The organism is Anoxybacillus flavithermus, from assembly GCF_002742685.1.
Lineage (GTDB): Bacteria > Bacillota > Bacilli > Bacillales > Anoxybacillaceae > Anoxybacillus > Anoxybacillus flavithermus_E.
Map to the genome: position 1 here is coordinate 22,478 of NZ_PEDM01000013.1, position 26,906 is coordinate 49,383.

Below are 26,906 nucleotides of genomic sequence, written 5' to 3' on the forward strand. Positions count from 1 at the left end.
CTCATTAGTAATATGACGAACATTTTTACACGTTCGTCATATGCTAACAGTAAAGTCTGTGTAGGTAAGGAGGGATGTTTATGCGGCTTGAACGCTTAAACTACAATAAAATTAAAATATTCCTCACATTTGACGATCTAGTCGAGCGCGGTTTGACGAAAGAAGATTTATGGAAAGATACGTTTAAAGTGCATGAACTATTTCGTGATATGATTGAGGAAGCAAGTGAGGAACTCGGCTTTGAAATTAACGGGTCGGTCGCTGTTGAAGTGTACTCTTTACCGGCACAGGGCATGGTCGTGATCGTAACGAGCGAAAGTGAGATGACAGATGAAGAAGACGAGTTTAGCGACGATTATATTGAAATGCAAGTCACGCTAGATGAAAGCGATGATATATTTTTCGAATTTCAAACGTTTGAAGATGTCATTCAATTAGCAACGCGTCTTTATTCGCTCGGTTGTCATGGCGGCTCGCTTTACAGTTATGAAGGACGCTTTTATTTGCATTTTGCTGAATCTGTCATTCCAACAGATGACTTTGTTGCTATTTTAGCTGAATATGGAAGCCCATCTACATTAACGATTTATCGTGTCGAAGAGTACGGCAAAAAATTGATCGCTAATGAAGCGATCGCCCAACTATATAAATACTTTTTAAAAAAATAACCTTCGCTCATACGCGAAGGTTATTTTTTTAAAACGGATAAGGTGGCTCACTTTCTTTTGACCATGCACGTATAAAATATTCCCGATTTTGAAATTTGTGAAATGAGTCATGATGGACAGCGGGAAATACACGTTCAACCGACAAATGTTGTGTACGGTGCGCAAGTAAAGCTTCACGCACTTTTTTTGCTTCCTCATCAGTAAACGTAAAGATGATATCAATGTTTTCAATTGGATCACCATAACGGTCAGGACGGCCAACGACAGTAACATAATATAACTGTTCTACAATATGATCCATTGACGTTACCGCCCGATATGTGGCCCGTTGAATCGCTTGATGGTCTCGATGCCCGGAAATACCGTGTGGTGGAAAAGTCACGACAACCGTTGGCTTATATTGTTCAATGATATGGCGAATGGAGTCAACCAGCTGTTTTTCATATTCGGGTAGCTTTCCGTCGGGATATGTATCGGTAATGACATAATTAACACCTAAAATAGCTGTTGCTTGTTCTAACTCTTTTTTGCGCACGTGAGGGAGCTGTTCTTTTGTACAAACTGGCGGATTCCCACATTTTCCTGCATCACCAAGTGTCGCGCTATATACGATCGTTTCGACATCCTCGCGCTTGGCTAATGAGGCAAGCAATCCCCCAACCGTAAACGTCTCATCATCCGGATGTGCAAAACAAAATAAAATTCGTTTTTTCATCTTTTTCGCCCCTTTCTATCGTATGTTCATTATATCGCTTTCATATCGTGATGTGAATGATCGATTTTTTTGAAAACGATTACAAAAAATCAATAAAAACTTCTTTGCATATGCGCATAGAAGGTGTATACTATGACATGAAAGGCGGACAATATTTTACAAAAGGTCATGGGAGGTTTACAAATGGTAGCCGAAAAGCATACCAACGAAGAAAAACATGATGTTCTACGAGCAACACAAATCGTCATACATAGAGCGCTTGAAAAGCTCGGATATCCTGAAGAGGTATATGAGCTGTTGAAAGAGCCTTTGCGCATGTTAACCGTGAAAATTCCGGTGCGCATGGACGATGGCTCAGTAAAAGTGTTTACTGGCTACCGTGCACAGCATAACGATGCGGTCGGTCCAACTAAAGGGGGTATTCGCTTTCACCCGAATGTGACAGAACGGGAAGTGAAAGCACTTTCTATTTGGATGAGTTTAAAATGTGGGATTGTCGATTTACCGTATGGCGGTGGAAAAGGTGGAATTGTATGTGATCCGCGTACGATGTCATTCCGTGAGTTAGAGCGACTAAGTCGCGGTTACGTTCGCGCCATTAGCCAAATTGTCGGCCCAACGAAAGATATTCCTGCGCCTGATGTGTTTACAAATTCACAAATTATGGCGTGGATGATGGACGAATATAGCCGAATTGACGAATTTAACTCGCCAGGATTCATTACCGGAAAACCGCTTGTACTAGGTGGTTCACACGGTCGTGAAACAGCAACAGCGAAAGGAGTTACCATTTGTATTCGTGAAGCGGCTAAAAAGCGCGGCATCGACTTAAAAGGCGCGCGTGTTGTTGTGCAAGGATTCGGTAACGCAGGAAGTTATTTAGCGAAGTTTATGCATGATGCTGGAGCGAAAGTGATCGGCATTTCTGATGCATACGGCGGTTTATATGATCCAAACGGTCTTGATATTGATTATTTATTAGATCGTCGCGACAGCTTTGGTACGGTGACGAAGCTGTTTAAAAATACAATCACGAACAAAGAGTTGCTTGAATTAGAGTGCGACATTCTAGTGCCAGCTGCGATTGAAAACCAAATTACAGAAGAAAATGCGCACAACATTAAAGCGAAAATCGTTGTCGAAGCGGCAAACGGTCCAACAACATTAGAAGCGACAGAAATTTTAACGGAGCGCGGCATTTTAATCGTTCCTGACGTTCTAGCAAGCGCTGGTGGGGTAACGGTCTCTTACTTCGAATGGGTGCAAAACAATCAAGGATACTACTGGACAGAAGAAGAAGTGGAAGAAAAACTTGAAAAAGTGATGGTGAAAGCGTTTAATAACGTATATGAAACTGCACAAACGCGTCGCGTCGATATGCGCTTGGCTGCATATATGGTCGGTGTGCGTAAAATGGCGGAAGCGTGCCGTTTCCGTGGATGGATTTGATATTTGCACGAACACAAAAAATCTCCTATCATTGTATGATAGGAGATTTTTTGTTGAGGTGAGCGTCAAGTGAAAAAAGAACAAGTCATTATTGTCGGTGGAGGACCGTGTGGATTAGCAGCTGCGATTGCTTTGCAAAACGCAAACTTTTCACCGCTCGTCATTGAAAAAGGAAATATCGTTAATTCCATATACCATTACCCGACACATCAAACATTTTTCAGTTCGAGTGACCGTTTAGAAATTGGTGGAGTACCGTTTATTACCGAAAATCGAAAACCGAAGCGCAATCAAGCGCTCGCTTATTACCGAGAAGTTGTCACACGAAAAAATATCCGCGTTCATGCATTTGAAAAAGTTGAGCGTGTAACGAGACAAGCGGATGGAACGTTTATTGTTGAAACGAGCAAAGATACGTATGAGGCAACGTACGTCATTATTGCAACGGGATATTATGACAATCCAAACTATATGCATGTACCTGGCGAACATTTGCCGAAAGTGACGCATTATTTTAAAGAAGCTCATCCGTACTACAATACAGATTGTGTTGTTATTGGAGGGAAAAATTCAAGCGTCGATGCAGCATTAGAACTCGTAAAAGCAGGGGCGCGCGTCACCGTCTTATATCGCGGGTCACAATATTCTTCAAGCATCAAACCGTGGATTTTACCTGAGTTTGACTCGCTTGTGCGTCAAGGTGTCATTACGATGGAATTCAATGCTCATGTGAAAGAAATTACCGAAGATGCCGTCGTTTATACAGTAAATGGTGAAGAAAAGAAAATAAAAAACGATTTCGTTTTTGCGATGACGGGATATCATCCTGATCACGATTTCTTAAAGAAAATGGGCGTTCATATTGATGCTGAAACAGGGCGGCCAATGTACAACCCAGAAACGATGGAAACAAATGTAGAAGGTATTTTTATTGCCGGAGTGATTGCAGCTGGAAATAATGCAAATGAAATTTTTATTGAAAACGGTCGCTTTCATGGCGATCTAATTGCTGCGTGCATCGCAAAAAGAGAGGGAAAAGTGTCCGAGTAATGCTCGGGCATTTTTTTGTTAGTTTGTATTGCTAATTAGAATAAAATATATGTTAACAAATAAAAGGGAGAGAAACATAGTGAAAATTTTTTATCAACTAGAAGCTATGATCACTATTATGCGTGACGCCATTATCGAAATGACAGAAAAAAGGGGCTGATTGCTAGCCCCTTATATTTCGCCATATATAGGTTCAGGATTTTGAAGTTTTTCTACTTTTTCTTCGATTCCATTTTGTGCATTAATGAAAATGCGGTACGTGTCGTCTCCGAGTGTTCCTAAAAATTCATAGCAAAGTACTTCTTGATTTACATTGTTCATAATAATCGCTTTTCTTTCCTCCATAATGGTGACATTCGGATTCATTTTTTTTCGTGCTTGTTCAATCGAAATTGATGGTTTTGGAATGGTTCGTTCACGTTTTGACGATAAGTAATCGCGGGCGGAAAAGCCAATAATGTTTCCGTCGTCTAGCGCGATTTTCATTTTAATCGACTCGGGGTAAATACGAACGCCATCTTGTGCTGTAACGAACGTGAGCACAGCGACGTGATCATACTGCGTGCTTTCGTACAATTCGAAGTTGTTAAATTTATGTTGTTTTAAAAAGCGAAGCCCGCGCATCGTTGCTTCATTTAAACTAATGTTTTGTTTGTTGACAGGACGATTTTCAATAACCCAAATCGGATATCCTCCTTTTTCAGTAATATCCATGTACGTTTCACTCTTTGTTTTCGGATTTTTAATCGTCACACTATAAAAAGCATCGCTTGCTCCTTCTCCGCTATGAACGACTTGTATGTCCTCATTTCCTTTTAAACCGAGAAACGTTTTTGCAATTTGCTTTGCTTCTTCTTTTGTAATCTTTTTCCCGGAAATATGTTCAAACCCTTTCGTCCTCTTTTCGATGCTTGTAAACGACGGGCCGAAATCGGTTTCGTTATAAGATTGAACGTTTTTCTCTACCGTTTTAAATCCATCAATAATGGTGTTGTCATTTGGGCGATTGTTTGTCGCGAGTGCCAACTCAACGTCCATCCACCGCAAGTTATTTTCTAATACGAGATGTTGCACGTTTCGTAATTCTTGTTGAATATCAGCAGACTTTTTATATAGTTGTTGCAATGTTTTATATTCTTCAGCATTTAACGGTTGTTTATCTAAATCTCGAATGGCTGCACGGTAGCTAAATGAACCAATATTAGACAAAAACTCCTCTGTTTTATTAAAAGGTAAAAGGGAAAGGGGGAGCTGTCCAACAGTTGCGTGCGCTTCAGAGGCGAGACGCCATACTTCTGCAAGCGCAGGTGACAACGATTGACGGGAGTTCATCGCGAGCGTTGTTCCAATTTGATCGTGAAGCAAATCAATTTGATACGTTAAATCGTGAAATGCGCGTTGATAATTGTTTTCTGCATGAATTAAAATCGCATTTTTTTGTTGGTGCTCGCGATATCCCCAATAGGCTGTGCCAGCAATGCCGATCGATAGTGCTCCAATTAGTAAAATTCGTAGCAAAAAACTCCCCTCCTATTTACAGAAAATATGTTTTCCAATTCGTTTAATTTGCGGACGGCTCCAAATCCACCCGTTTGTCGCTGTATGTGGATTAAAATAATATAGCGCTCCACTTGATGGATCCCATCCGTTTAACGCATCCAGTACTGCTTTGCGAGACGTTTCGTTTGGGGTGAGCCAAATTTGTCCGTCCGCGACAGCCGTAAATGCTCCTGGTTCGAAAATGACGCCAGCTACAGTATTTGGAAACGAAGGGCTATTGATGCGATTTAAAATGACTGCTGCAACAGCCACTTGGCCGATATACGGTTCACCTCGCGCTTCACCATGTACGGCGTTCGCCATCAATTGTAAATCATTTTGTGAGAATCCGTTTGGGACGTTTACTGCAGCCGCTTTTACTCGTTTTACAGCTGTTTGTTGAGGGCTCGTATTTTTGTTTGCTTGTTTATTTGTTGTTCTTGTTGCAGTTGCTTGATTTTTTGCTTTCGTTTGGCGTGCCTTTACTTGCTTGCTTAGTGGGATGCCACCGTAATGAGTAAACGTATTTCCTTTTCGCAAATTGTTATGAACAAATGATTTGTAATATTTTGATGCGCGTACTAATTTTTGTTTTGTCGTTTCTCCAGCTAAACCGTCTACAGGCAACTTAAATTTGTATTGAAAGTTTCGTAACGCCCAATATGTTCGCCAGCCAAATACTCCATCAATTTTTCCTCTATAAAAGCCGAGATATTGCAATCTTGCTTGTAGTTCAATCACATCATCACCGACAGCTCCGCGCTGAATGACTTGTTTAGAAAATGCATGCGCCTGCGATGTATAACTAAACGAAAAAATCAAAAATAAACAAATGAACCATTTGCGCATTGTGACTCCTCCCTTGATGTGTAAACAATACCTTTTGACGTTATTTTTTGTCACAATAACGTTTTTATACATAAGAAAAGCAAAAAGCCAAGCGTTACGCCTGGCTTGATGATTGTGGCATCTCTATCGTCATCCCTCTTGCAAGCTTAACTTTTCGTAAAGCGAGCCACCATAAAAAAATCATAAATGGAAGCATGTAGTATATCCAACGTTCTTGCGTTAATAAAATATAGTCATATATGCCGTGAAATAAAAAAGGGAGAAGGAAAGAAAACCATATATAATTTTTTTGTTTTTTAGGCAACCCAAATTTCGCTTTTCCTAAATAAAAACCCATGATGACGCCGAACAATGCGTGGCTTGATACAGGTAAAAGCGCACGAGTAACGGCAAATTCCACTCCATTTGCAAATAAATATAAAATGTTTTCAAGCGTAGCAAATCCGAGCGATACGCTTACTCCATAAACAATGCCATCATACGGTTCGTTAAATTCCCGATGATCATAAATGGCATAGTAAAATACAAACCATTTAAAAAACTCCTCCAATAAACTTGTTGATAAAAACGCTTCAACAAAAGAATTTGGTAACATATGTTCAATTTTCAATACGTGCTGGATAAACATGAGCGGGAAGACTAAAAATGTGCCGTATAAAAACATGCGCAAAACAAGTGATAACGGTTCGGTTTCGTATTCGTCTTTTAAATAAAAATAACTGAGCAACGCTAGTCCGGGAGCAATGCCCGCAGAAATAATAGCCCACATAAATTCTTCCTCATTCCCAATTCTTTTCTTTTCATTTTGATGGTATCATGTTATTGTCAAATTGAAAATGCTATGAGGTGTATTTTTCATATACCAAATGGAAAGATGGAAATGTTTTTAGCGAGGGGGATTTACACATTGATTAAAGTTGGGGTGCCGTTAACGCTCGAACCAAAATATAGCGAGCAAATGGAGAAGTATAAGTGTAAAGTAGCTGAAATAGAAGAAGGGAAAATTTACATTGATTACCCAATTGATATGAGCACCAATCGCACAGCATTTTTATTAGACGGAACGCAACTGAAAGTCAGTTTTGTCGGGGAAGATGAAGCTGTTTATGCGTTTGAAGCGGAAGTGTTAGGTCGCACAAAACGAAACATTCCGTTGCTCATTTTATCATATCCTGGGGACAATCAACTTCTACGCATTCAACGCCGTCAGTTCGTACGCGTTGATACGATTGTAGACGTGGCGATTCATCCGTTACAAGATGAGTTTGCTCCATTTACGACAGTGACAAGCGACATAAGCGCAGGTGGAGCAGCGATTGTATTGCCGCATCGCGAAACAGGGTTAAAACACGGGATGACCATTGAAATTTGGCTCGTATTACATATGCGTTCAGGAGATTATCATTATTTGCGTTTTCCCGCACGTGTTGTTCGTATATTTGAAGAAAACGTCGTAAAAGCATCTTTGCAGTTTTTAGAAGTGAGCGATGTCGATCGTCTCACATTAATTCGTTACAGCTTTGAAAAACAGCTTGAATTGAGAAAAAAAGAGCAGTTTGACGCATAAATCGACACGGTCTCTCCCATAATAAAAATAAACTGACAGAAGGGGGAGAAACGAATGAAGACAATTGAACGAATGTTATGGAAGCTAGCAATCATTCAATTTATTTTTTTACTTATTGCTCAATTTGTCGTCTCGCATTCGTCGTTGGCCCCTTATATTGTCAAAGTTGTTCATTACGAAGGTGTCATGAAAAATTCCGTAACAAAAACGATTGAAACATTCGACCAACGATAAGCGGTATGGTACAATATAAACAGCAGGGGTGTTCCTGCTTTTTTGTTGAAAACAAAATGATTCACAGGAGGCATTATGGAAAAGAAACTTTCGATCGCGATTGACGGACCGGCAGCTGCTGGAAAAAGCACGGTCGCGAAACGATTAGCGGAAGCATTATCTTACGTTTATATTGATACAGGAGCGATGTATCGCGCCTTAACATATTGCGCTCTTCAGCGCGGAGTAGATGTTCATAATGAAAAACAATTAATGAATGTACTTCGTGATACATATATTGAATTAAAGCCATCGCCAAATGGACAGCTAGTGTTTGCAAACGGTGAAGATGTGACCGAAGCGATTCGAACAAATGACGTCACGAACAACGTATCGTATGTAGCGAAACATCCAGCTGTGCGTGAAGAAATGGTAAAACGTCAGCGCGAGTTAGGTCAACATGGCGGTGTAGTCATGGATGGTCGCGATATTGGTACGCACGTGTTGCCACATGCTGAAGTAAAAATTTTTTTGCTTGCTTCTGTTGAAGAACGAGCAAAACGGCGCCATGAAGAAAATGTAACAAGAGGTATTCCATCTGATTTCGAGCAACTAAAAGCAGAAATTGCCCGCCGTGATCAAATTGATTCTGAACGTGCAGTTGCTCCATTAAAAAAAGCGGAAGACGCCATTGAAATTGATACGACATCATTATCGATTGATGAAGTAGTCGATCGCATTATGTGCATCGTTCAAGAAAGGGTGGAGGGGTAGTGAGTTTTTACACGTTTGCCCGCACAGTTGTAAAACAAGTGCTTACTCCGCTTTACCGTATTGAAGTGAGCGGGGTAGAGCATATCCCAAAAGAAGGTGCTGTCATTATTTGCGCCAATCATATTAGCAACTTAGATCCACCTGTTGTCGGCATTACATGTCCGCGCCCAGTTCATTTTATGGCAAAAGAAGAACTGTTCCGTACACCTGTTGTAAAACAGCTCGTTTCACGCTTACATGCGTTTCCCGTTCGTCGCGGAATGGGCGATCGGGAGGCGTTAAGAACAGGTTTAGCTTTATTGAAAGAGAAAAAAGTACTCGGATTATTTCCAGAAGGGACGAGAAGCAAAGACGGAAAATTGAAAAAAGGATTGGCAGGAGCAGGATTTTTTGCGTTGCGTAGCGAAGCGGTTGTTGTGCCCTGTGCCATCATCGGTCCTTATCGTGTTGGGAAAAAGTTAAAAGTTGTATACGGTGCTCCGATTGATTTCACACCGTGGCGGGAAAGAAGAGCGAGTGCCGATGAAGTAACAGCAGTCATTATGGAACATATTCAACAAATTTTACATGAACATCAATAGTTGTGACTTGACAAAATGTATATTTTAATACAGATTAGTAAAAAAGGAAGTTTTTTCTTTGTGTCAAATGGACGAGCACATCGTTGTTCGCCCATTGAACATATATTTCTGTCGTCGAGCAGGTGTGGAGTGTAAGGAGGTATTCACTATGGAAGAGATGAATCAAGTTGATGTGCGTGTCTATGAAGTAGGCGACACAGTAAAAGGCCAAGTAACAAAAGTAGAAGACAAGCAAGTGCTGGTAGATGTTGAGGGAAGCAAGCTAGTTGGTATTATCCCAATTAGTGAGCTATCAAGCCTTCATATCGAGAAAGCAAGCGATGTACTCTCAGTCGGAGATGCAGTCGTCGCAAAAGTGAAAAAAGTAGAAGATGAAGCGCTTATTTTATCAAAAAAAGCTGCAGATGCAGAAAAAGCATGGGAAGACTTGGAGCGCAAACACGCAAACGGTGAAACGTTTGATGTGATTGTAAAAGATATTGTAAAAGGCGGACTTGTAGCGGATGTCGGTGTCCGTGCATTCATTCCTGCATCGCTTGTTGAAAAAGATTTTGTGGAGGATTTCACAGACTATAAAGGACGTACATTAACTGTGAAAGTTGTAGAACTTGACCGTGAAAAAAATCGCGTTGTTTTATCACATCGTGCGGTTGTAGAAGAAGAAGAATCATCGAAAAAGAAAGCCGTATTACAGTCACTTCAAGTTGGTCAAGTGCTTGAAGGAACGGTGGTACGCATGGCCAACTTCGGTGTGTTTGTCAATATTGGCGGAATTGATGGTCTTGTACATATTTCTCAGCTTGCTCATACACGTGTAGATCATCCGTCAGACGTCGTAAAAGAAGGCGATGTTGTAAAAGTGAAAGTGCTTGCGATTGATGAAGAAAGCGGACGCGTTTCTTTATCAATGAAAGCAGCGCTTCCAGCTCCTTGGGACGGCATTGAACAAAAAATAAAAGAAGGTGACGTATTAGAAGGCACCGTCAAACGTTTAGCCCCATTCGGAGCATTCGTTGAAGTATTGTCGGGCGTTGAAGGGCTCGTTCATATTTCGCAAATTTCAACAAAACATATCGGCACGCCGCATGAGGTGTTAAAAGAAGGCGATGTCGTAAAAGTAAAAGTGCTTGCCGTAAACGAACAAGAGAAACGCTTATCGTTAAGCATTCGTGAGTTGCTTGAAGATGATGTGCAAGAAGACTATCGTGAATATACAACTTCAACAGAAACGACGACAGGATTTCAAATTGGTGAAGTGATTGGAGAGCAGTTAAAAAAATTAAAATAAAATGGTGATCGCAGTGGAACGTGCAAAACGAAAATTACAACATATTGAATACGCCCTCGCAACAGGACAACGTCGCTTGCACGGATTTGAAGATATTACATTTGTGCATAATAGCTTGCCGAATACATCCACTGCTCATATCGATCTACAAACAAACATCGGCGAACTTTCATTACGTTCGCCGATTTTCATTAATGCGATGACAGGTGGCGGAGGCGATGAAACGGCAAAAATTAACGAGCAGTTCGCCTATATCGCTAAGCAGTGTGGTATGGCTATGGCTGTTGGCTCACAAATGGCTGCTTTAAAAGATGAACGAGAGCGACAGTCTTTTACAATTATTCGCAAAGTCAATACGCATGGCGTTGTATTTGCTAATTTAGGTAGCGAAGCAACGGTTGACGAAGCAAAACGTGCCGTTGATATGATCGAGGCGAACGCGCTTCAAATTCATTTAAACGTCGTTCAAGAGTTAGTTATGCCTGAAGGAGATCGTAATTTTTGTGGGGCGCTTTCACGCATTGAACAAATTGTCTCTGCCATCGATGTGCCTGTGATCGTAAAAGAAGTTGGATTTGGAATGAGCAAAGAGACAGCGCGGAAGTTAGAAAGTGTAGGTGTGTGTGCTGTTGACGTTGGGGGATTTGGAGGTACAAATTTTGCACAAATTGAAAATCAACGGCGTGAGAATCAACTTTCGTATTTTAATGAATGGGGAATAACGACGACAGCATCGATTGCGGAAGTGGCGTCCGAAGTTCAACGTATAAGCATCATCGGAAGTGGGGGAGTACAACATGCACTGGATGTGGCCAAATGTATTGCACTTGGTGCTTCTGCAGTAGGCATGGCGGGTTATATGTTGCGCTTTTTAATCGAGCAAGGCATGGAGGCATTAATGGCAGAAATCCATCGTTTGCATGAAGACTTAACGCTCATCATGACCGCACTCGGTACCGAAACGATTGCCGACTTGCAAAAAGTTCCTCTCGTTATTACAGGAAAAACGCATCATTGGTTGCGTGAACGCGGCGTCGACACGACGCGCTATAGCCAGCGCTCATGAAAAAAGGTGTCCCGAAAAAAACGGGGCACCTTTTTAGTATGTGGACGTGTTTATTTTTCTAATTTTGTGGTCCCTTTAAAGTTTTTCGCTGGATCGCGATCGGATTCGACGCGACGTGATTGCTTCAACTTCTTCTCTTGGCGATCTTTCCCCATTTATATCCCTCCTCGTGTTTTATTTTGTCCGTCCTCTTTTTTTACATGCAGAGATTAAATTTTTAAAAATAAGACATAATGGAAAGTGGAGGTGTGACGGTGGAAGGAGGTTATTTTTATTGGATTTCATGGTTTTTATGGATTGTTTATACATTTTTCGCCCCGAAAAACCGAGTTCGCCTATTGATTTGTCTATATGTTTTATTGTTAATGACGTTATCTATTTATGAGGTAACGATCCTTTCGTTTCACATTTCATTTGCTTACATATTGATGTTAGTTGTTAGTTACTCTTTTGTCATGAAACAAACAGGAACAGCATTTATTTATTTTTTCTTTGCCAGTGCGAGTGTCACGATGTTGTATGCCACATTTCATTTTTTATTATTGTTCGATCCGATTTGGGTGTTTGTTGAAGCGACATGGTTGCTAGCTTTGGCACTTTTGTTTGCATCATTTGCGCTATATCGCTCATTTTATGAACGTCTACTTTTATTGACGGTTGGGTGTTGTCAAGGTGATTTTTTATACGCATTTGTGTTAAAACAATTTTCTTTTCCTTATTTGATCGGTTCTTTTTCTTTTTTAGATGGCTGGGCGTTAGCGAGCGCATGTTTATTTATATGGAAATGGCTTGAACAATTACCAATGTATATCGATGGACGATTTCAAAGGCGGACAAAGGAGGTCAAAACGTGAACGAATATACGTATCCCATTTTATTTGGTGTCACGATTGGTGTATTAACGAGACTGTATTTATTAAAAACAGACTATCGTCAATATCCAACGTATTTACACGGGAAAATTATCCATATTGCTTTAGGGTTTATTGCAGCTGGACTTGGAACAATTGCGGTACCGGCTATTATGGAGAAAGAGTTTGCAGCTATCACATTTTTAGCATTAGCTGCTTCTCAGTTTCGCGATGTGCGCAACATGGAACGAAATACGTTAAATGAACTCGATCAATATGAGCTCGTTCCGCGTGGCAAGACGTATATTGAAGGAATTGCGATTGTTTTTGAAGGGAGAAACTATTTAGTTATTTTTGCCTCATTTTTAAGCACGTTTGCCTATTTAGTTTGGAACATATGGCTTGGGCTTGTTGCGGCTGTCGCTTCATTTATCGTTGCGCGCAACCTAATGTCTGGTAGCCGTCTTGGTGACATTGTCGAAGTAGAATACGTGAAACCGCATTTTAAAGGAGCTGGGTTATATGTCGACAATATTTATATCATGAATATCGGTTTAGAAGCGCGACGTGAAGAAATTTTACGATATGGCATGGGATTTATTTTAAAACCGAAAAACTTTAACGCTCGCTCAACAATTGCAAATCTCGGGCAACGCCAAGCAATTTTACATGATATTTCAACGGCATTAGGTGTGTATCGCGATTCCGGCACACCAGCTCTTGTGCCGCTTGCGAAACGCGATTTGGATGATGGCCGAGTTGGTATTTTTATTTTACCACAAGAAAAAGATGTCGAAAAAGCAAAAGCGATCATTCGTAACGTACCGACGTTAGAAAATGCGATTCGCATGCCGACGAAGTCCGAAACGAATCAAACAGGGAAGGTGTTAAAATGACCGTAGAAAAAATGATTTTAGCTGTTATTACGACGTCGCCGCATAAAGTGGCTGGCGGAGTGACGTTTATTTGTGAAAACGATGAAGAACTGCAGCGAACTGCAGCGAATTTAGAGGCGATTTTAGACGGTATTGCTCACGCGTTAAGCGACGATTTGCTCATTATTGTGAAACATTGATTTTTTTGATAAAATGGGAAAGCTAGCCCCTTCAGTGGAAGGGCTTCTTTTTTGTTCGGGTTTCGAAACTTGATGAAGGAGTGTGAGAATATGTCGAAACCAGTTGTAGCGATCGTTGGTCGCCCAAATGTCGGGAAATCGACGATTTTTAATCGTATTGTCGGGGAACGTATTTCTATTGTAGAAGATGTACCGGGCGTGACACGTGACCGGATTTATAGTAGCGCAGAATGGTTAAATACAACATTTAACATTATTGACACCGGTGGAATTGATATTGGTGATGAGCCTTTATTAACGCAAATTCGTCAACAAGCTGAAATTGCCATTGACGAGGCGGACGTCATCATTTTTATGACAAACGGTCGAGATGGTGTCACAGCAGCGGACGAAGAAGTAGCGAAAATTTTATACCGTTCTAATAAACCAGTCGTTTTAGCGGTAAACAAAATTGACAATCCAGACATGCGTGAAAACATTTACGATTTTTATACGCTTGGATTTGGAGAGCCAATTCCAATTTCTGGTACACACGGATTAGGCATCGGGGATTTGTTAGATGCAGTCGTGGCACATTTTCCTAAGCGTGAAACGAGAGAATACGATGCGGATGTCATTAAGTTTTGTTTAATCGGTCGTCCGAACGTTGGAAAATCATCACTTGTGAACGCTATTTTAGGGGAAGAACGAGTCATTGTTAGCGATATAGCAGGAACGACGCGCGATGCAATCGATACGACATTTAAGCGAGACGGACAAGAATATGTCATTATTGATACAGCAGGAATGCGCAAAAGAGGAAAAGTGTATGAAAGTACCGAAAAATATAGTGTATTGCGAGCGCTAAAAGCGATTGAGCGTTCTGATGTTGTGCTTGTCGTTATTAACGCAGAAGAAGGCATTATCGAACAAGATAAGAAAATTGCTGGATATGCACATGAAGCCGGCCGTGGTGTCGTGATCGTTGTGAATAAATGGGACGCGATTGAAAAAGATGAAAAGACGATGAACGAATTTGAGAAAAAAATTCGTGATCATTTCCAATTTCTAGACTATGCGCCTATTGTATTCGTATCTGCGAAAACGAAACAACGATTGCACAAGTTACTTCCAGTCATTCAAATGGTTAGTGAAAATCACGCGATGCGCGTTCAAACGAATGTATTAAATGAAGTACTTATGGATGCGATTGCGATGAATCCGACACCGACACATAATGGCCAACGATTAAAAATTTACTACATGACACAAGTTGCAGTAAAACCACCGACGTTCGTTGTATTTGTCAACGATCCTGAACTCATGCATTTTTCGTATGAGCGCTTTTTAGAAAACCGTATTCGCGATACGTTCGGATTTGAAGGAACGCCAATTAAAATTATTGCACGCCCACGAAATTAAGGGGGGATAATATGGTTACTGTATTAGGTGCAGGTAGTTGGGGCACAGCTTTAGCGATCGTTCTTGCTGATAATGGACATGACGTTCGTCTTTGGGGGCAGCGCCAAGAACAAATTGACGAAATTAACGAAAAACATACGAACGAAAAATATTTGCCAAATATTCATCTCCCTGAGGCCATTGTTGGTTATACCGGTCTTGCCCAAGCGCTTGAAGGGGTTGAAACAGTTGTATTAGCTGTTCCGACAAAAGCGATTCGCGAAGTGTTGCAACGTGTTCGCGCGTGTATACAACAGCCGATTACGATCGTTTCGGTTAGCAAAGGAATTGAACCGGATACACATAAACGCATTTCAGAAATTATTGAAGAAGAAATGGCAGAACAATTGAAAGATGTTGTCGTTTTATCAGGTCCGAGTCATGCGGAGGAAGTGAGTTTACGTCATCCAACGACCGTGACGGTGTCATCGAAAAACATGGAAGCGGCCGAACGCATTCAAGATTTATTTATGAATCATCAATATTTCCGCGTATATACAAACCCAGATTTAATTGGCGTAGAAATTGGCGGGGCGTTAAAAAATATTATTGCGTTAGCAGCAGGAATTACGGATGGGCTTGGTTATGGGGATAATGCAAAAGCAGCGCTTATGACGCGCGGACTTGCGGAAATGGCTCGTCTCGGTAGCCGTCTCGGTGCCAATCCGCTCACATTTGCAGGATTGACTGGAATCGGTGATTTAATTGTGACGTGTACAAGTGTCCATTCGCGCAACTGGCGTGCGGGCAATCTGCTTGGAAAAGGATATGCGCTTGATGATGTGTTAGCAAATATGGGAATGGTTGTCGAAGGTGTGCGAACGACAAAAGCTGCCTATCAGTTAGCGAAAAAAATGAATGTCGATATGCCGATTACAAATGCACTTTACGATGTATTATTTAACGGAAAAGATGTAAAAAGTGCAGTAGATTCGTTGATGGCGCGTGGGAAAACGTCAGAACTTGAAGATTTGGCAAACATTTCGCTATAATTTTCTTTGAAATAGGCATGTGAAGAGCGCTTTGTTATGTATGTTGCATACAATGCTATGAAAACATTCTCAGACTCGAATGGATGGTGCATGTTTAGTCATCGTCTGAAGTAAAGAAGCCCCGCTTTACTTCAGCTTTTTTATGCAGCAATTAAGAGAAAGCGAGGGAGAGGAATGTCACCAGGTCTTTTAAAAATGTGGATTTCGTTAACAGGAATCGGTTTAATGTTTATTGCTGTATTTTCGATTTATTTTAGTCGATATAAGGTGAAAAATAAGGTCATGAAAATCGTTTTAGCGACAATTGCATACATAAGTATGATTATCGCTGGTCTCATTATTGTATTTGTCGTATTTAGCGGACCGGTGCAAGAATAAAAGGGTGGATGAATGATGAAAAAGTGCCTATTTTCTGCAATGGTCGTTGTCATATCGATTATGTTGTCTGGATGTTTATATCCGCAAGAACGATTAGCACAAAACCAAATTCCGTATAAAGAGCAAGTTGATCGTGTGCAACAAGCAGTAAATGAATATCGACAGGCGACAGGTGGATTACTACCAATTAAAACGCGTGACATGTCTACGCCAATTTATCAAAAATATCCGATTGATTTCAATTTGCTTGTGCCGCGATATATGGCTGAACCGCCAGGAAACGCGTTTGAAAGCGGCGGCGTGTATCAATATGTTCTTGTCGATGTCGAAACAAATCCGACAGTGAAATTGCTCGATTTACGTGCCGCAGAGGCGATTCGTGATTTAAAGTTACGTATTCGTATGTATCAAGACACTCACGGTTACCCGCCATTTAAAGACGTGTTGGCCAAAGGGGTATTTACGCTTGATTACAAGAAGCTTCGTTTAGATGCACCTCCCCATGTCGTTAGTCCATATTCAGGAAAGAATCTTCCACTCATCATTGATGGCAAAGGGGAAATTTATATTGATTATCGTATAGATTTATACGAAAAACTGCAAACAGAGACGCATCATTATCGATATGGGGATGATATTCGCGACTTGCTTGTCAAGCATTCGCTTTTTGTGCCTGCTTATTCCCTCCCTTATACGATTGATGAAAAGAAAAAAGAGCCAATTTTTCTTGTGAAATAGTCATGATCCCTTCTCTAAACAAATACATTTTAGAGAAGGGATTTTTTTAGTCATAAACAAATAGGACAACAACATATGCATATAATGTCCTCATATGTTTCAAATATAAGGGAGGGAAGGCAGTTGGAAAAGGTCGATCTTTTTAAAGATATTGCTGAACGAACAGGCGGAGATATTTATTTAGGGGTTGTTGGTGCTGTTCGAACAGGCAAATCGACATTTATTAAAAAGTTTATGGAACTTGTTGTCATTCCAAATATTCAAAACGAAGCAGATAAAGCTCGGGCACAAGACGAACTGCCACAAAGTGCAGCCGGAAAAACAATTATGACGACAGAGCCGAAGTTTGTTCCGAATCAAGCGGTAAAAGTGAAAGTAGATGATGGACTTGAAGTGAACATCCGTCTTGTAGATTGTGTCGGTTATACTGTGCAAGGGGCAAAAGGTTTTGAAGATGAAAACGGGCCGCGTATGATTCATACACCGTGGTATGAAGAGCCAATTCCGTTTCAAGAAGCGGCCGAAATTGGCACAAGAAAAGTCATTCAAGAGCATTCAACGATCGGTGTCGTCATTACAACGGACGGTTCGATTGGAGAAATTCCACGCGAAAATTATATCGAAGCAGAAGAGCGTGTCGTCAATGAATTAAAAGAGGTTGGTAAGCCGTTTATTATGATTATTAATACGGTGCGTCCACAACATCCAGAAACGGAGACGTTGAAGCAACAATTAAGCGAAAAATACGATATTCCGGTGTTAGCATTAAGCGTGGAAGGAATGCGTGAAGCAGATGTGTATCAAGTGCTTCGAGAAGCATTATATGAATTCCCTGTGCTAGAGGTGAATGTGAATTTACCAAACTGGGTTATGGTGTTACGTGAAAACCATTGGTTGCGTGAAAGTTATCAAGATGCGGTGCGTGATACAGTAAAAGATATTAAGCGATTACGTGATGTCGATCGTGTCGTACAACAATTTAGCGAATATGATTTTATTGATGAAGCTCGTTTGGCTGGCATTGAAATGGGGCAAGGTATTGCCGAAATCGATTTGTACGCCCCAGACGAACTGTACGATCAAATTTTAAAAGAAGTCGTCGGCGTAGAAATACGCGGGAAAGATCATTTATTGCAATTGATGCAAGATTTTGCTTATGCGAAAGCGGAATACGATCAAATCGCTGATGCCCTCCGCATGGTGAAACAAACAGGTTATGGCATCGCTGCTCCGTCACTTTCTGATATGAGCTTAGATGAACCAGAAATTATTCGCCAAGGATCTCGTTTTGGCGTTCGACTAAAAGCTGTGGCACCGTCCATTCATATGATTAAAGTGGATGTCGAATCGGAGTTTGCGCCGATCATTGGAACGGAAAAACAAAGTGAAGAGCTTGTCCGTTACTTGATGCAAGATTTTGAGGACGATCCGCTTTCCATTTGGAACTCTGATATTTTTGGCCGATCGCTCAGTTCCATTGTTCGCGAAGGCATTCAAGCGAAGCTAGCGCTTATGCCTGAAAATGCTCGTTATAAACTAAAAGAAACGTTAGAGCGCATCATTAACGAAGGATCAGGTGGACTTATTGCCATCATCTTATAAAAAGACTCCGTTTGGGGTCTTTTTTGCTTTGAAACAAAAATTTTTTCTTGCAGTGAAAAAGAGCGATATGATAATCTTTATTCAGAAAATGTTAGGCTCGTTGGAGAATAATAGGCAAATTGCATGATTTTGCTGAAAAAATGTTGAATTATGAGCAAGAATCAGTTAATATAAGGCATGTTAATGTATAGAAACAATAGAAAGTGTAAACAACTGAAAGTAATGTATAATGCATACGCTTTGGGAGGAGGTGAATGGCATGAACAAAACGGAATTAATCAACGCGGTAGCTGAAGCGAGCGGTCTTTCTAAAAAAGATGCATCAAAAGCAGTTGATGCAGTTTTTGACGCGATTACAGAAGCGCTTAAAAACGGTGATAAAGTGCAATTAATCGGTTTTGGTAACTTCGAAGTGCGTGAGCGTGCGGCGCGCAAAGGACGCAACCCACAAACAGGAGAAGAAATCGAAATTGCTGCAAGCAAAGTTCCTGCTTTCAAACCTGGGAAAGCGTTAAAAGATGCTGTAAAGTAAGAAATTACATACAGCCAAAGAGGTAGCCGGTTGCGAGCTACCTCTTCTTTTTTGCCTTTTTTCATCTTTATATGCTAGAATCGGATTACGTGAAGTTGAATGCTAGGAGGATGCAACAAATGAATGTAGAACAAATCGAACAGGCAGTCCGATTAATTTTAGAAGCCATTGGTGAAGATCCGAATCGCGAAGGGTTGCTCGATACGCCGAAGCGGGTAGCAAAAATGTATGCGGAAGTGTTTTCTGGTTTAAACGAAGATCCGAAAATACACTTGCAAACGGTATTTAGTGAAGATCATGAAGAACTTGTCCTCGTCAAAGACATTCCGTTTTATTCGATGTGTGAACATCATCTTGTTCCATTTTTTGGTGTTGCTCATGTCGCATACATTCCACGTGGTGGCAAAGTGACAGGGTTAAGCAAATTAGCAAGGACGGTCGAAACAGTGGCGCGACGTCCACAGTTGCAAGAGCGAATTACAGCAACGGTAGCTGACGCCATTATGGAGACGCTCGAACCGCATGGAGTAATGGTTGTTGTTGAGGCTGAACATATGTGCATGACGATGCGTGGCGTGAAAAAACCAGGAGCTAAAACAGTTACAACCGCAGTACGTGGAACGCTTGCAACAGATGACAAAGCTCGTGCAGAAATATTAGCGCTCATTAAATAGGAAGGGGGATTATAATGCAAGGCGATTATGTTGTGATTAAGGCTTTAGAAGACGGAGTGAATGTCATCGGGTTAACGCGCGGTTCGGATACGCGCTTCCATCATTCTGAAAAGCTTGATCAAGGGGAGGTGCTGATTGCGCAATTTACAGAGCATACATCAGCGATTAAAGTGCGCGGAAAAGCACTTATTCAAACGCAACATGGCGAAATCCAGTCTGATGCGAAAAATCATCGTTAACGTGAAGACGGTTTATGATATAATAAAGTTTGAGTTTTTGGGAAGCAAGGGTGATCAGTCATGGATATGCAACAGCAAATCGAACAAGTACGAACGCGCATTCAATGGGCAATTGCCCATTCGTATGTAGATCGCTATATACAACCACGCATCATAGACGAAGATCGCATATCGTTTGCTCTTTCTATGTTACGTTCGGCTCAAGTGGAAGAAAACATCGCACTCGATTACGTGTTTGCCATGATGTTAATTCAACTCGCCCTTGACACCCATGATGAAGTAGATGGGCAACAAATAATGCAAAAAAAGCAATTAACGGTGCTTGCCGGAGATTTATATAGTGGATTGTACTACGACTTTTTAGCGCAACGACATGACATTTCACTCATTCGTCGCTTTGCTGAAGCGATTAAAGAGATCAATATACAAAAAATTCGTCTACAACAACTGTCGTCAGATGATCTTGAACGCTTTCATTGCATTGCTATTATTGAATCTGCGTTGCTTCGTCAACTGGCGGAACATGTGCATGCTCATGAGTGGGGAGAATTGGCGTACTACTTGTTCGCGCTAAAACGTGTTCATCGTGAAGGAGCGAAATCGACAGCATTGATGAATTATATTGATCACTGTCAGCGAAAATTACAAGATCTTCTCCCGTTTCATGCGTACGAAGAAGTAAAAGAGCGATTCTCTCATCTCCTCGTTTGATTTCAGTTGAAAGAAGGGGATTTTTATGCAACAGTCGAAGGAAGAACGTGTGCATCGTGTATTTGAAAAAATTTCTGATCATTACGACCGGATGAATTCAGTCATTAGTTTTAAACGTCATGTCGCATGGCGAAAAGATACGATGAAACGAATGAATGTTCAAAAGGGAGCGAAAGCGCTCGATGTGTGTTGCGGAACGGCAGATTGGACAATCGCGTTAGCCGAAGCCGTTGGACCGAGCGGTGAAGTATATGGACTTGATTTTAGTCGCAATATGTTAAAAGTTGGGGAAGAAAAAGTAAAAGAACGCGGTTTTCAGCACGTGACACTCGTGCATGGCAATGCGATGAGTTTACCGTTTCCTGACAACACATTCGACTATGTGACGATCGGGTTCGGATTGCGTAACGTTCCTGATTATATGACGGTATTAAAAGAAATGTATCGTGTCACAAAACCAGGCGGGAAAGTCGTTTGTTTAGAGACGTCACAGCCAACGCTTATCGGTTTTCGACAACTGTACTATGCATATTTTCGTTATGTCATGCCTTTTTTTGGGAAGATTTTCGCAAAAAGTTATGAGGAATACTCGTGGTTGCAAGAGTCAGCACGTGAATTTCCGGGAATGGACGAGCTAGCAAACATGTTTCGTCAAGCCGGTTTTGTAAACGTACAAGTGAAACCGTATACGTTTGGAGTGGCGGCGATGCATCTCGGACATAAACCTTATGGACGTTAAGGTGAATCATAATGAAGCTAAAAGCAATGTATTCATTTTTGAATGGGGATTTAAACAAAATTGAAGAACAATTGAAACTGACCGTGCAAGCGTCTGATCCGCTCGTCAATGAAGCATCGTTACATTTGCTTGAGGCGGGCGGAAAGCGCATTCGACCTGTGTTTGTTTTGCTCGGCGGACAATTTGGTACATATCATTTTGAGAAGATGAAGCGGGTAGCTGTCGCTCTTGAGCTCATTCATATGGCCTCGCTCGTCCATGATGATGTGATTGATGGGGCGATGTTGCGACGTGGAAAGGAAACGATTCAAGCGAAATGGGGCGATCGATTTGCCATGTACGTTGGTGACTATTTGTTTGCCCGAGCGCTTGAGCAAATGTGTGAAATTGATGATCCAGTCGCTCATCATATTTTAGCAAACACCATTGTTGAAGTATGTCGAGGAGAAATTGAACAAATTAGTGACAAATATCGATTTGATCAAAATTTGCGCCGTTATTTGCAACGAATTAAGAGAAAAACAGCTTTGCTTATTGCAGCGAGTTGCCAACTCGGTGCTGTCGTGGCAGGAGCGCCTGAGGCTGTCCATAAAAAATTGTATTGGTTCGGTTATTATGTCGGCATGTCGTTTCAAATTACAGACGATATTCTTGATTTTATTGGGACAGAAAAACAGCTCGGCAAACCGGCAGGAAGCGATTTATCGCAAGGCAATGTGACGCTCCCTGTTTTGTATGCTATGAGAGAACGAACATTAAAAGAACAAATTATGAAAGTAAACGAACATACAACAAGTCATGAAATGGCGCATGTCATTGATGGGATTAAGCAAACAAACGCCATTGAGAAATCGTATGAGCTCGGAGATCGCTACTTACAAAAAGCGCTTAACATATTACAAAAACTGCCACGCAATCGCGCTTGGACAGCGCTTTATAACATTGCAAAGTATATTGGTAAGCGGAAATATTAAGAGAAAAAATTAAATCGTTTTCATGGCGAATATTGCTAATTTGTATGTAAGATGATATAATTGCGGAGGAGTCAGTTCCAATACATAACGTATCAGGGGTGGAGAATTCGTCATGGAAAGAACATTTCTAATGGTCAAACCAGATGGGGTACAGCGTGGTGTCATCGGTGACATCGTTGCTCGTTTTGAGCGTAAAGGTTTTCAGCTTGTCGGTGCAAAGCTCATGCAAGTATCACGTGAGCTTGCTGAACAACATTATGCAGAGCATAAAGAGCGTCCGTTTTTCGGTGAACTCGTTGAATTTATTACGTCCGGTCCAGTATTTGCGATGGTATGGGAAGGCGAAAACGTCATCGCAACAGCTCGTCAAATGATGGGGAAAACAAACCCACAAGAAGCGTTACCAGGCACGATTCGCGGTGATTTCGGCTTAACGGTCGGAAAAAATATTATTCACGGTTCTGACTCAAAAGAGAGCGCTGCACGCGAAATTCAACTATTTTTCAAAGAAGAAGAACTCGTTTCCTACAGCAAGCTAATGAACGAGTGGGTATATTAAAATATACTAAAAAAGGTAGGCACATGCCTATCTTTATTTTTTTATTCCCGTTTTTTCACATTTTCGTTATACTGTATGTATGAAAGAAAAGGAAGAGGAGTTTTTAGAATGAGTGATTATCAACAATTTATTGCAAACGTGAAACGCAAAACAGGCATTGACTTAGCGCTATATAAAGAAGCGCAAATGAAACGGCGGTTAACTTCTCTTTATGAAAAGAAAGGATTTAAAAATTTTGATGAATTTTTTCGGGCAATGAATCATGATCAAGCGCTGTTTCATGAGTTTTTAGATCGCATGACGATCAACGTATCTGAATTTTTCCGAAATGCAAAACGTTGGGAGGTGCTAGAGAAAAAAATTATTCCGAAACTTCTTGAAACAAATAAACGATTAAAAGTGTGGAGTGCTGCTTGCTCAACGGGGGAAGAACCTTATACGTTAGCAATTATTTTGTCTAAATTTATGCCATTATCGCAAGTAAACGTATTAGCGACAGACATTGATGATAACGCCATGGCTCGCGCGAAGCTTGGCATTTATATGGAACGTTCTCTTCAAGAAGTGCCAGAAGACGTGAAGAAAAAATTTTTTGTTAAAGAAGGGTCCCACTATAAAATCATCGATGACATTAAACGAACGGTCACGTTTAAAAAGCATAATTTGCTTGCCGATCCATTTGATACAAATTTCGACTTAATTGTTTGTCGCAACGTGCTTATTTATTTTACGGAAGAAGCCAAACATGAATTGTACTTAAAGTTTAATCGCGCTCTTCGTTCCGGAGGAATATTTTTCGTCGGTAGCACAGAACAAATTTTTAATCCGACAGCATACGGTTTTGAAGTAGAAGACACATTTTTTTATCGAAAAATGTAATCGCGACCGAACTTGGTCGCTTTCTGTGCAATTAAGGGGTTACGTCTACAAAAAAAATGTGCTATATTCATACATAATCGCTTTAAAGAGATGAAGGGAGAGAGGGAATTGCGATACTTAACAGCTGGTGAATCTCACGGTCCACAATTAACAACCATTATTGAAGGTGTTCCAGCCGGATTGACGCTTTTGGCGGAGCATATTAACGAAGATTTAGCGCGTCGGCAAAAAGGATATGGTCGTGGGCGACGCATGCAAATTGAAAAAGATGAAGTAAAAATTTTAAGCGGTGTCCGTCATGGAAAAACGCTCGGTTCTCCGATTACACTCGTCGTTGAAAATCGCGATTGGAAACATTGGACGAGCATTATGGGGATCGAACCGCTCGCTGATGATACAGAAGAAGTAAAACGAAAAGTGACACGCCCACGTCCAGGACATGCTGATCTAAACGGGGCAATCAAGTATGGGCATCGTGATATGCGCAATGTGTTAGAACGCTCCTCTGCGCGTGAAACGACGGTGCGGGTGGCAGCAGGAGCGGTAGCGAAGCGCATTTTATCGGAATTAGGCATTCGCATCGCAAGCCATGTCGTTGAAATCGGAGGGGTAAAGGCGGAACATACCGCATATACATCGCTTGAGGAGTTGCAACGAGTGACCGAGCAATCCCCTGTTCGCTGCTTTGATTCAGAAGCAGAAAAAAAGATGATGGCGGCCATTGATGAAGCGAAAGAAAAAGGCGATTCGATTGGTGGAATTGTCGAAGTCATTGTTGAAGGTGTTCCGGTTGGTGTCGGGAGCTATGTGCATTACGACCGAAAGTTAGATGCAAAAATTGCTGCTGCCATCGTGAGCATCAATGCCTTTAAAGGTGTTGAGTTTGGCATCGGCTTTGAAGCTGCACGTCGCTTTGGAAGCGAAGTGCACGACGAAATTATATGGAGCAAGGAAATGGGATATACGCGCAAAACAAATCGACTTGGCGGATTTGAAGGCGGGATGACGACGGGTATGCCGATCGTTGTGCGCGGGGTCATGAAGCCGATTCCAACATTGTATAAACCGCTCATGAGTGTCGATATTGAAACGAAAGAACCGTTTGCGGCAAGCATTGAACGTTCAGATAGTTGCGCGGTTCCAGCGGCAAGCGTCGTTGCTGAAGCCGTTGTAGCATGGGAAATTGCAAAGGCAATTGTTGAACAATTTGGACAAGATCGCATCGATCTCATTATGCAGAATGTTGAAAACATGCGACGGTACGCAAAGGAGTTTTAATGATGAAACGCATTCACATCGCTACGTCGTCGAAACGGTATGAAGTCGTCATTGGGAATGAATTGCTGCATATGATAGATCGCATGATTGACCGCGTCTGTCCAAATGTGACAGCAGTACTCATTATTACAGATGAAACAGTTGCTTCGCTTTATTTGGACGATGTGCAGCAAGCTCTTCGTCAAACATACGACCGTGTGTATACGCATATTATTCCGAGTGGAGAAGAAGCGAAGTCGTTCGAACAGTTTTACGCGTGCCATACGGTAGCACTAACAAACCATCTCGACCGTGATTCATTAATCATTGCGCTCGGCGGAGGGGTCGTCGGAGATTTAGCCGGTTTTGTCGCAGCGACATATATGCGTGGCATTCGTTTCATTCAAGTGCCGACGACCCTACTAGCACACGACAGTGCTGTTGGTGGGAAAACGGCCATTAACCATCCGCTCGGGAAAAATATGATTGGCGCTTTTTATCAGCCTGAACTCGTTTTTTACGATATTTCTTTACTTCGTACACTTCCAGAACGAGAGATGCGGTCAGGTTTTGCGGAAATTATTAAACATTCCTTAATTTATGATCGTGCTTTTTTCGGTTGGTTACAAGCGAATGTGCAAAAGCTCAATGATTTACGTGGTGATCGTTTGCAATACGCGATTCAAAAGGGAATTGAAATTAAAGCATCTATTGTCGCCAAAGATGAAAAAGAGCAAGGAGTTCGCGCTCATTTAAACTTCGGTCATACGCTCGGCCATGCGTTAGAGAGTGAACTCGGCTATGGGGTGATGACGCATGGCGATGCGGTTGCTCTCGGTATGTTATTTGCCATTTTTGTAAGCCAACATTTTTACAAACAACAGCTTTTTTATTCATCTTTTCGAACGTTGTTTCATCATTACGGGTTTCCAATATCTCTTCCGTCACACGTATCACCTGAACGGTTGCTCGAAAAAATGAAAAAAGATAAAAAAGCGAAAGATCAAACGGTGCGTATGGTGTTAATGAAAGAGATTGGAACGGTATGCGTAGAGCGGATAGACGATGACCAATTGTTGCGATGGTTATACGCGTTTGCCGAAGAAGGAGGGAAGAGGAGTGATTCGAGCGATTCGCGGGGCAACGACTGTGAGCGATAACGATGAACGAGAAATTATAGACGAAACGAAGCGATTGTTAACGGAAATGATTCGTCAAAACGATGTGCATGCAGAAGATGTCGTATCGATATTGATTTCGATGACAGATGATTTAAACGCCACATTTCCAGCCAAGGCATTGCGTCATTTAGACGGTTGGACGTATGTTCCTGTTATGTGCATGCGAGAAATTAACGTGCCTTATGCATTGCCGAAATGTATTCGTGTCATGATGACCGTACATACGAAGCGCTCACAGCAAGATATTCATCACGTATATTTACGTGATGCCGTCCAGCTTCGGCCAGACTTACAGTTGACAAAAAAGTCAGATATATAATATGATG

General features: G+C 41.4%; 33 protein-coding genes. 28 read left to right on the forward strand and 5 right to left on the reverse strand.

Annotated elements, in window-relative coordinates; genetic code table 11:
- Positions 1-80 precede the first annotated feature (80 nt).
- Positions 81-668, forward strand: a complete 588-nt coding sequence (locus CS060_RS07625; RefSeq protein ID WP_099668839.1) for a genetic competence negative regulator — start codon at positions 81-83, stop codon at positions 666-668.
- A gap of 28 nt (positions 669-696) precedes the next feature.
- On the opposite strand, the gene CS060_RS07630 is transcribed toward CS060_RS07625, so the two are convergent.
- Positions 697-1,383 carry a PIG-L deacetylase family protein gene (locus CS060_RS07630; RefSeq protein WP_035046059.1) on the reverse strand — a complete coding sequence of 229 codons (687 nt, stop codon included), beginning with the start codon at positions 1,381-1,383 and terminating at the stop codon, positions 697-699.
- Between the two features lie 183 nt (positions 1,384-1,566).
- On the opposite strand from CS060_RS07630, the gene CS060_RS07635 reads away from it, so the two are divergent.
- Positions 1,567-2,832 carry a Glu/Leu/Phe/Val family dehydrogenase gene (locus tag CS060_RS07635; RefSeq protein WP_035046061.1) on the forward strand — a complete coding sequence of 422 codons (1,266 nt, stop codon included), beginning with the start codon at positions 1,567-1,569 and terminating at the stop codon, positions 2,830-2,832.
- A gap of 69 nt (positions 2,833-2,901) precedes the next feature.
- A complete protein-coding gene (locus CS060_RS07640) occupies positions 2,902-3,882 on the forward strand; it encodes a YpdA family putative bacillithiol disulfide reductase (protein ID WP_035046062.1) in 981 nt (326 codons plus the stop codon).
- 171 nt (positions 3,883-4,053) lie between these two features.
- On the opposite strand, the gene ypeB is transcribed toward CS060_RS07640, so the two are convergent.
- The 3 genes from ypeB to prsW form a co-directional block, all read right to left on the reverse strand.
- Entirely contained in the window at positions 4,054-5,400 is a 1,347-nt protein-coding gene (gene ypeB / locus CS060_RS07645) for a germination protein YpeB (RefSeq protein ID WP_035046064.1), read from the reverse strand.
- A 12-nt stretch (positions 5,401-5,412) separates the two neighbouring features.
- The gene (gene sleB / locus CS060_RS07650; RefSeq protein WP_231563489.1) at positions 5,413-6,270 is read right to left on the reverse strand and encodes a spore cortex-lytic enzyme; all 858 of its coding nucleotides are present in this window, start codon (positions 6,268-6,270) and stop codon (positions 5,413-5,415) included.
- Positions 6,271-6,364: 94 nt separating this feature from the next.
- Positions 6,365-7,039, reverse strand: a complete 675-nt coding sequence (prsW, locus tag CS060_RS07655; protein WP_099668840.1) for a glutamic-type intramembrane protease PrsW — start codon at positions 7,037-7,039, stop codon at positions 6,365-6,367.
- Positions 7,040-7,177: 138 nt separating this feature from the next.
- Here prsW and CS060_RS07660 point away from each other — a divergent pair, with 138 nt between their 5' ends.
- The 6 genes from CS060_RS07660 (at position 7,178) to fni (ending at position 11,759) form a co-directional block, all read left to right on the forward strand.
- Positions 7,178-7,837 (forward strand): flagellar brake protein, encoded by a 660-nt coding sequence (locus CS060_RS07660; RefSeq protein ID WP_099668841.1) that lies wholly within the window; start codon positions 7,178-7,180, stop codon positions 7,835-7,837.
- A gap of 54 nt (positions 7,838-7,891) precedes the next feature.
- On the forward strand, positions 7,892-8,071 hold the full coding sequence (locus CS060_RS07665; protein ID WP_035046070.1) for a YpfB family protein: 180 nt from the start codon (positions 7,892-7,894) through the stop codon (positions 8,069-8,071).
- 75 nt (positions 8,072-8,146) lie between these two features.
- Entirely contained in the window at positions 8,147-8,824 is a 678-nt protein-coding gene (gene cmk, locus CS060_RS07670) for a (d)CMP kinase (protein WP_099668842.1), read from the forward strand.
- Complete coding sequence (locus tag CS060_RS07675; protein WP_099668843.1) at positions 8,824-9,405, forward strand: lysophospholipid acyltransferase family protein; 582 nt, start codon at positions 8,824-8,826, stop codon at positions 9,403-9,405. Before cmk ends, CS060_RS07675 begins: the two co-directional genes overlap by 1 nt.
- Positions 9,406-9,553: 148 nt before the next feature.
- Complete coding sequence (gene rpsA / locus CS060_RS07680; protein ID WP_035046072.1) at positions 9,554-10,693, forward strand: 30S ribosomal protein S1; 1,140 nt, start codon at positions 9,554-9,556, stop codon at positions 10,691-10,693.
- A 13-nt stretch (positions 10,694-10,706) separates the two neighbouring features.
- Complete coding sequence (gene fni, locus CS060_RS07685; protein WP_143269810.1) at positions 10,707-11,759, forward strand: type 2 isopentenyl-diphosphate Delta-isomerase; 1,053 nt, start codon at positions 10,707-10,709, stop codon at positions 11,757-11,759.
- Positions 11,760-11,809: 50 nt separating this feature from the next.
- Here the strand turns inward: fni and CS060_RS07690 are convergent, their stop codons facing one another.
- The gene (locus CS060_RS07690; RefSeq protein WP_082180232.1) at positions 11,810-11,914 is read right to left on the reverse strand and encodes a YpzI family protein; all 105 of its coding nucleotides are present in this window, start codon (positions 11,912-11,914) and stop codon (positions 11,810-11,812) included.
- Positions 11,915-12,013: 99 nt separating this feature from the next.
- On the opposite strand from CS060_RS07690, the gene CS060_RS07695 reads away from it, so the two are divergent.
- The 19 genes from CS060_RS07695 (at position 12,014) to aroH (ending at position 26,899) form a co-directional block, all read left to right on the forward strand.
- Positions 12,014-12,613 carry a YphA family membrane protein gene (locus tag CS060_RS07695; protein ID WP_035046074.1) on the forward strand — a complete coding sequence of 200 codons (600 nt, stop codon included), beginning with the start codon at positions 12,014-12,016 and terminating at the stop codon, positions 12,611-12,613.
- On the forward strand, positions 12,610-13,506 hold the full coding sequence (locus CS060_RS07700) for a YIEGIA family protein (protein WP_035046076.1): 897 nt from the start codon (positions 12,610-12,612) through the stop codon (positions 13,504-13,506). The genes CS060_RS07695 and CS060_RS07700 overlap by 4 nt, the downstream gene beginning before the upstream one ends.
- Entirely contained in the window at positions 13,503-13,685 is a 183-nt protein-coding gene (locus CS060_RS07705) for a capping complex subunit for YIEGIA (RefSeq protein WP_035046078.1), read from the forward strand. Before CS060_RS07700 ends, CS060_RS07705 begins: the two co-directional genes overlap by 4 nt.
- A gap of 90 nt (positions 13,686-13,775) precedes the next feature.
- On the forward strand, positions 13,776-15,086 hold the full coding sequence (gene der, locus CS060_RS07710) for a ribosome biogenesis GTPase Der (RefSeq protein WP_099668845.1): 1,311 nt from the start codon (positions 13,776-13,778) through the stop codon (positions 15,084-15,086).
- 11 nt (positions 15,087-15,097) lie between these two features.
- Entirely contained in the window at positions 15,098-16,117 is a 1,020-nt protein-coding gene (locus tag CS060_RS07715; protein WP_035049941.1) for an NAD(P)H-dependent glycerol-3-phosphate dehydrogenase, read from the forward strand.
- A gap of 174 nt (positions 16,118-16,291) precedes the next feature.
- Positions 16,292-16,495: a DUF2768 domain-containing protein gene (locus CS060_RS07720; RefSeq protein WP_035049939.1), complete on the forward strand. Its 204-nt coding sequence runs from the start codon at positions 16,292-16,294 to the stop codon at positions 16,493-16,495.
- Positions 16,496-16,510: 15 nt separating this feature from the next.
- Positions 16,511-17,233 (forward strand): YphF family lipoprotein, encoded by a 723-nt coding sequence (locus CS060_RS07725; protein ID WP_035049944.1) that lies wholly within the window; start codon positions 16,511-16,513, stop codon positions 17,231-17,233.
- 123 nt (positions 17,234-17,356) lie between these two features.
- Positions 17,357-18,835 carry a stage IV sporulation protein A gene (gene spoIVA, locus CS060_RS07730; RefSeq protein ID WP_099668846.1) on the forward strand — a complete coding sequence of 493 codons (1,479 nt, stop codon included), beginning with the start codon at positions 17,357-17,359 and terminating at the stop codon, positions 18,833-18,835.
- A 259-nt stretch (positions 18,836-19,094) separates the two neighbouring features.
- Positions 19,095-19,367 (forward strand): non-specific DNA-binding protein Hbs, encoded by a 273-nt coding sequence (gene hbs / locus CS060_RS07735; RefSeq protein WP_003394524.1) that lies wholly within the window; start codon positions 19,095-19,097, stop codon positions 19,365-19,367.
- A 110-nt stretch (positions 19,368-19,477) separates the two neighbouring features.
- The gene (folE, locus tag CS060_RS07740; protein ID WP_035049935.1) at positions 19,478-20,041 is read left to right on the forward strand and encodes a GTP cyclohydrolase I FolE; all 564 of its coding nucleotides are present in this window, start codon (positions 19,478-19,480) and stop codon (positions 20,039-20,041) included.
- Between the two features lie 14 nt (positions 20,042-20,055).
- On the forward strand, positions 20,056-20,280 hold the full coding sequence (gene mtrB, locus CS060_RS07745) for a trp RNA-binding attenuation protein MtrB (protein ID WP_003394526.1): 225 nt from the start codon (positions 20,056-20,058) through the stop codon (positions 20,278-20,280).
- Between the two features lie 60 nt (positions 20,281-20,340).
- Entirely contained in the window at positions 20,341-20,991 is a 651-nt protein-coding gene (locus CS060_RS07750; protein WP_099668848.1) for a heptaprenyl diphosphate synthase component 1, read from the forward strand.
- Between the two features lie 25 nt (positions 20,992-21,016).
- Positions 21,017-21,730, forward strand: coding sequence for a demethylmenaquinone methyltransferase (locus tag CS060_RS07755; protein WP_099668849.1), 714 nt, complete (start codon positions 21,017-21,019; stop codon positions 21,728-21,730).
- A gap of 11 nt (positions 21,731-21,741) precedes the next feature.
- Positions 21,742-22,704 (forward strand): heptaprenyl diphosphate synthase component II, encoded by a 963-nt coding sequence (gene hepT / locus CS060_RS07760; RefSeq protein ID WP_035050549.1) that lies wholly within the window; start codon positions 21,742-21,744, stop codon positions 22,702-22,704.
- Between the two features lie 112 nt (positions 22,705-22,816).
- Positions 22,817-23,263: a nucleoside-diphosphate kinase gene (gene ndk, locus CS060_RS07765; protein WP_004889845.1), complete on the forward strand. Its 447-nt coding sequence runs from the start codon at positions 22,817-22,819 to the stop codon at positions 23,261-23,263.
- A gap of 108 nt (positions 23,264-23,371) precedes the next feature.
- Positions 23,372-24,142 carry a CheR family methyltransferase gene (locus tag CS060_RS07770; RefSeq protein WP_099668850.1) on the forward strand — a complete coding sequence of 257 codons (771 nt, stop codon included), beginning with the start codon at positions 23,372-23,374 and terminating at the stop codon, positions 24,140-24,142.
- Positions 24,143-24,250: 108 nt separating this feature from the next.
- Positions 24,251-25,420, forward strand: a complete 1,170-nt coding sequence (gene aroC, locus CS060_RS07775) for a chorismate synthase (protein WP_035050550.1) — start codon at positions 24,251-24,253, stop codon at positions 25,418-25,420.
- A complete protein-coding gene (gene aroB, locus CS060_RS07780) occupies positions 25,420-26,559 on the forward strand; it encodes a 3-dehydroquinate synthase (protein WP_035050551.1) in 1,140 nt (379 codons plus the stop codon). The genes aroC and aroB overlap by 1 nt, the downstream gene beginning before the upstream one ends.
- The gene (gene aroH, locus CS060_RS07785) at positions 26,519-26,899 is read left to right on the forward strand and encodes a chorismate mutase (RefSeq protein ID WP_035050552.1); all 381 of its coding nucleotides are present in this window, start codon (positions 26,519-26,521) and stop codon (positions 26,897-26,899) included. The genes aroB and aroH overlap by 41 nt, the downstream gene beginning before the upstream one ends.
- The last annotated feature ends 7 nt before the right edge of the window (positions 26,900-26,906 follow it).

What these genes read in the sequence shown, in the direction of transcription:
- CS060_RS07625 (WP_099668839.1), top strand. Translation starts at nt 81, where the DNA reads ATGCGGCTTGAACGCTTAAACTACAATAAAATTAAAATATTCCTCACA.
- CS060_RS07630 (WP_035046059.1), bottom strand. Translation starts at nt 1,383, where the DNA reads ATGAAAAAACGAATTTTATTTTGTTTTGCACATCCGGATGATGAGACG.
- CS060_RS07635 (WP_035046061.1), top strand. Translation starts at nt 1,567, where the DNA reads ATGGTAGCCGAAAAGCATACCAACGAAGAAAAACATGATGTTCTACGA.
- sleB (WP_231563489.1), bottom strand. Translation starts at nt 6,270, where the DNA reads ATGCGCAAATGGTTCATTTGTTTATTTTTGATTTTTTCGTTTAGTTAT.
- prsW (WP_099668840.1), bottom strand. Translation starts at nt 7,039, where the DNA reads ATGTGGGCTATTATTTCTGCGGGCATTGCTCCCGGACTAGCGTTGCTC.
- CS060_RS07665 (WP_035046070.1), top strand. Translation starts at nt 7,892, where the DNA reads ATGAAGACAATTGAACGAATGTTATGGAAGCTAGCAATCATTCAATTT.
- cmk (WP_099668842.1), top strand. Translation starts at nt 8,147, where the DNA reads ATGGAAAAGAAACTTTCGATCGCGATTGACGGACCGGCAGCTGCTGGA.
- rpsA (WP_035046072.1), top strand. Translation starts at nt 9,554, where the DNA reads ATGGAAGAGATGAATCAAGTTGATGTGCGTGTCTATGAAGTAGGCGAC.
- CS060_RS07690 (WP_082180232.1), bottom strand. Translation starts at nt 11,914, where the DNA reads ATGGGGAAAGATCGCCAAGAGAAGAAGTTGAAGCAATCACGTCGCGTC.
- CS060_RS07705 (WP_035046078.1), top strand. Translation starts at nt 13,503, where the DNA reads ATGACCGTAGAAAAAATGATTTTAGCTGTTATTACGACGTCGCCGCAT.
- der (WP_099668845.1), top strand. Translation starts at nt 13,776, where the DNA reads ATGTCGAAACCAGTTGTAGCGATCGTTGGTCGCCCAAATGTCGGGAAA.
- CS060_RS07715 (WP_035049941.1), top strand. Translation starts at nt 15,098, where the DNA reads ATGGTTACTGTATTAGGTGCAGGTAGTTGGGGCACAGCTTTAGCGATC.
- CS060_RS07720 (WP_035049939.1), top strand. Translation starts at nt 16,292, where the DNA reads ATGTCACCAGGTCTTTTAAAAATGTGGATTTCGTTAACAGGAATCGGT.
- CS060_RS07725 (WP_035049944.1), top strand. Translation starts at nt 16,511, where the DNA reads ATGAAAAAGTGCCTATTTTCTGCAATGGTCGTTGTCATATCGATTATG.
- hbs (WP_003394524.1), top strand. Translation starts at nt 19,095, where the DNA reads ATGAACAAAACGGAATTAATCAACGCGGTAGCTGAAGCGAGCGGTCTT.
- folE (WP_035049935.1), top strand. Translation starts at nt 19,478, where the DNA reads ATGCAACAAATGAATGTAGAACAAATCGAACAGGCAGTCCGATTAATT.
- mtrB (WP_003394526.1), top strand. Translation starts at nt 20,056, where the DNA reads ATGCAAGGCGATTATGTTGTGATTAAGGCTTTAGAAGACGGAGTGAAT.
- CS060_RS07750 (WP_099668848.1), top strand. Translation starts at nt 20,341, where the DNA reads ATGGATATGCAACAGCAAATCGAACAAGTACGAACGCGCATTCAATGG.
- CS060_RS07755 (WP_099668849.1), top strand. Translation starts at nt 21,017, where the DNA reads ATGCAACAGTCGAAGGAAGAACGTGTGCATCGTGTATTTGAAAAAATT.
- hepT (WP_035050549.1), top strand. Translation starts at nt 21,742, where the DNA reads ATGAAGCTAAAAGCAATGTATTCATTTTTGAATGGGGATTTAAACAAA.
- ndk (WP_004889845.1), top strand. Translation starts at nt 22,817, where the DNA reads ATGGAAAGAACATTTCTAATGGTCAAACCAGATGGGGTACAGCGTGGT.
- CS060_RS07770 (WP_099668850.1), top strand. Translation starts at nt 23,372, where the DNA reads ATGAGTGATTATCAACAATTTATTGCAAACGTGAAACGCAAAACAGGC.
- aroB (WP_035050551.1), top strand. Translation starts at nt 25,420, where the DNA reads ATGATGAAACGCATTCACATCGCTACGTCGTCGAAACGGTATGAAGTC.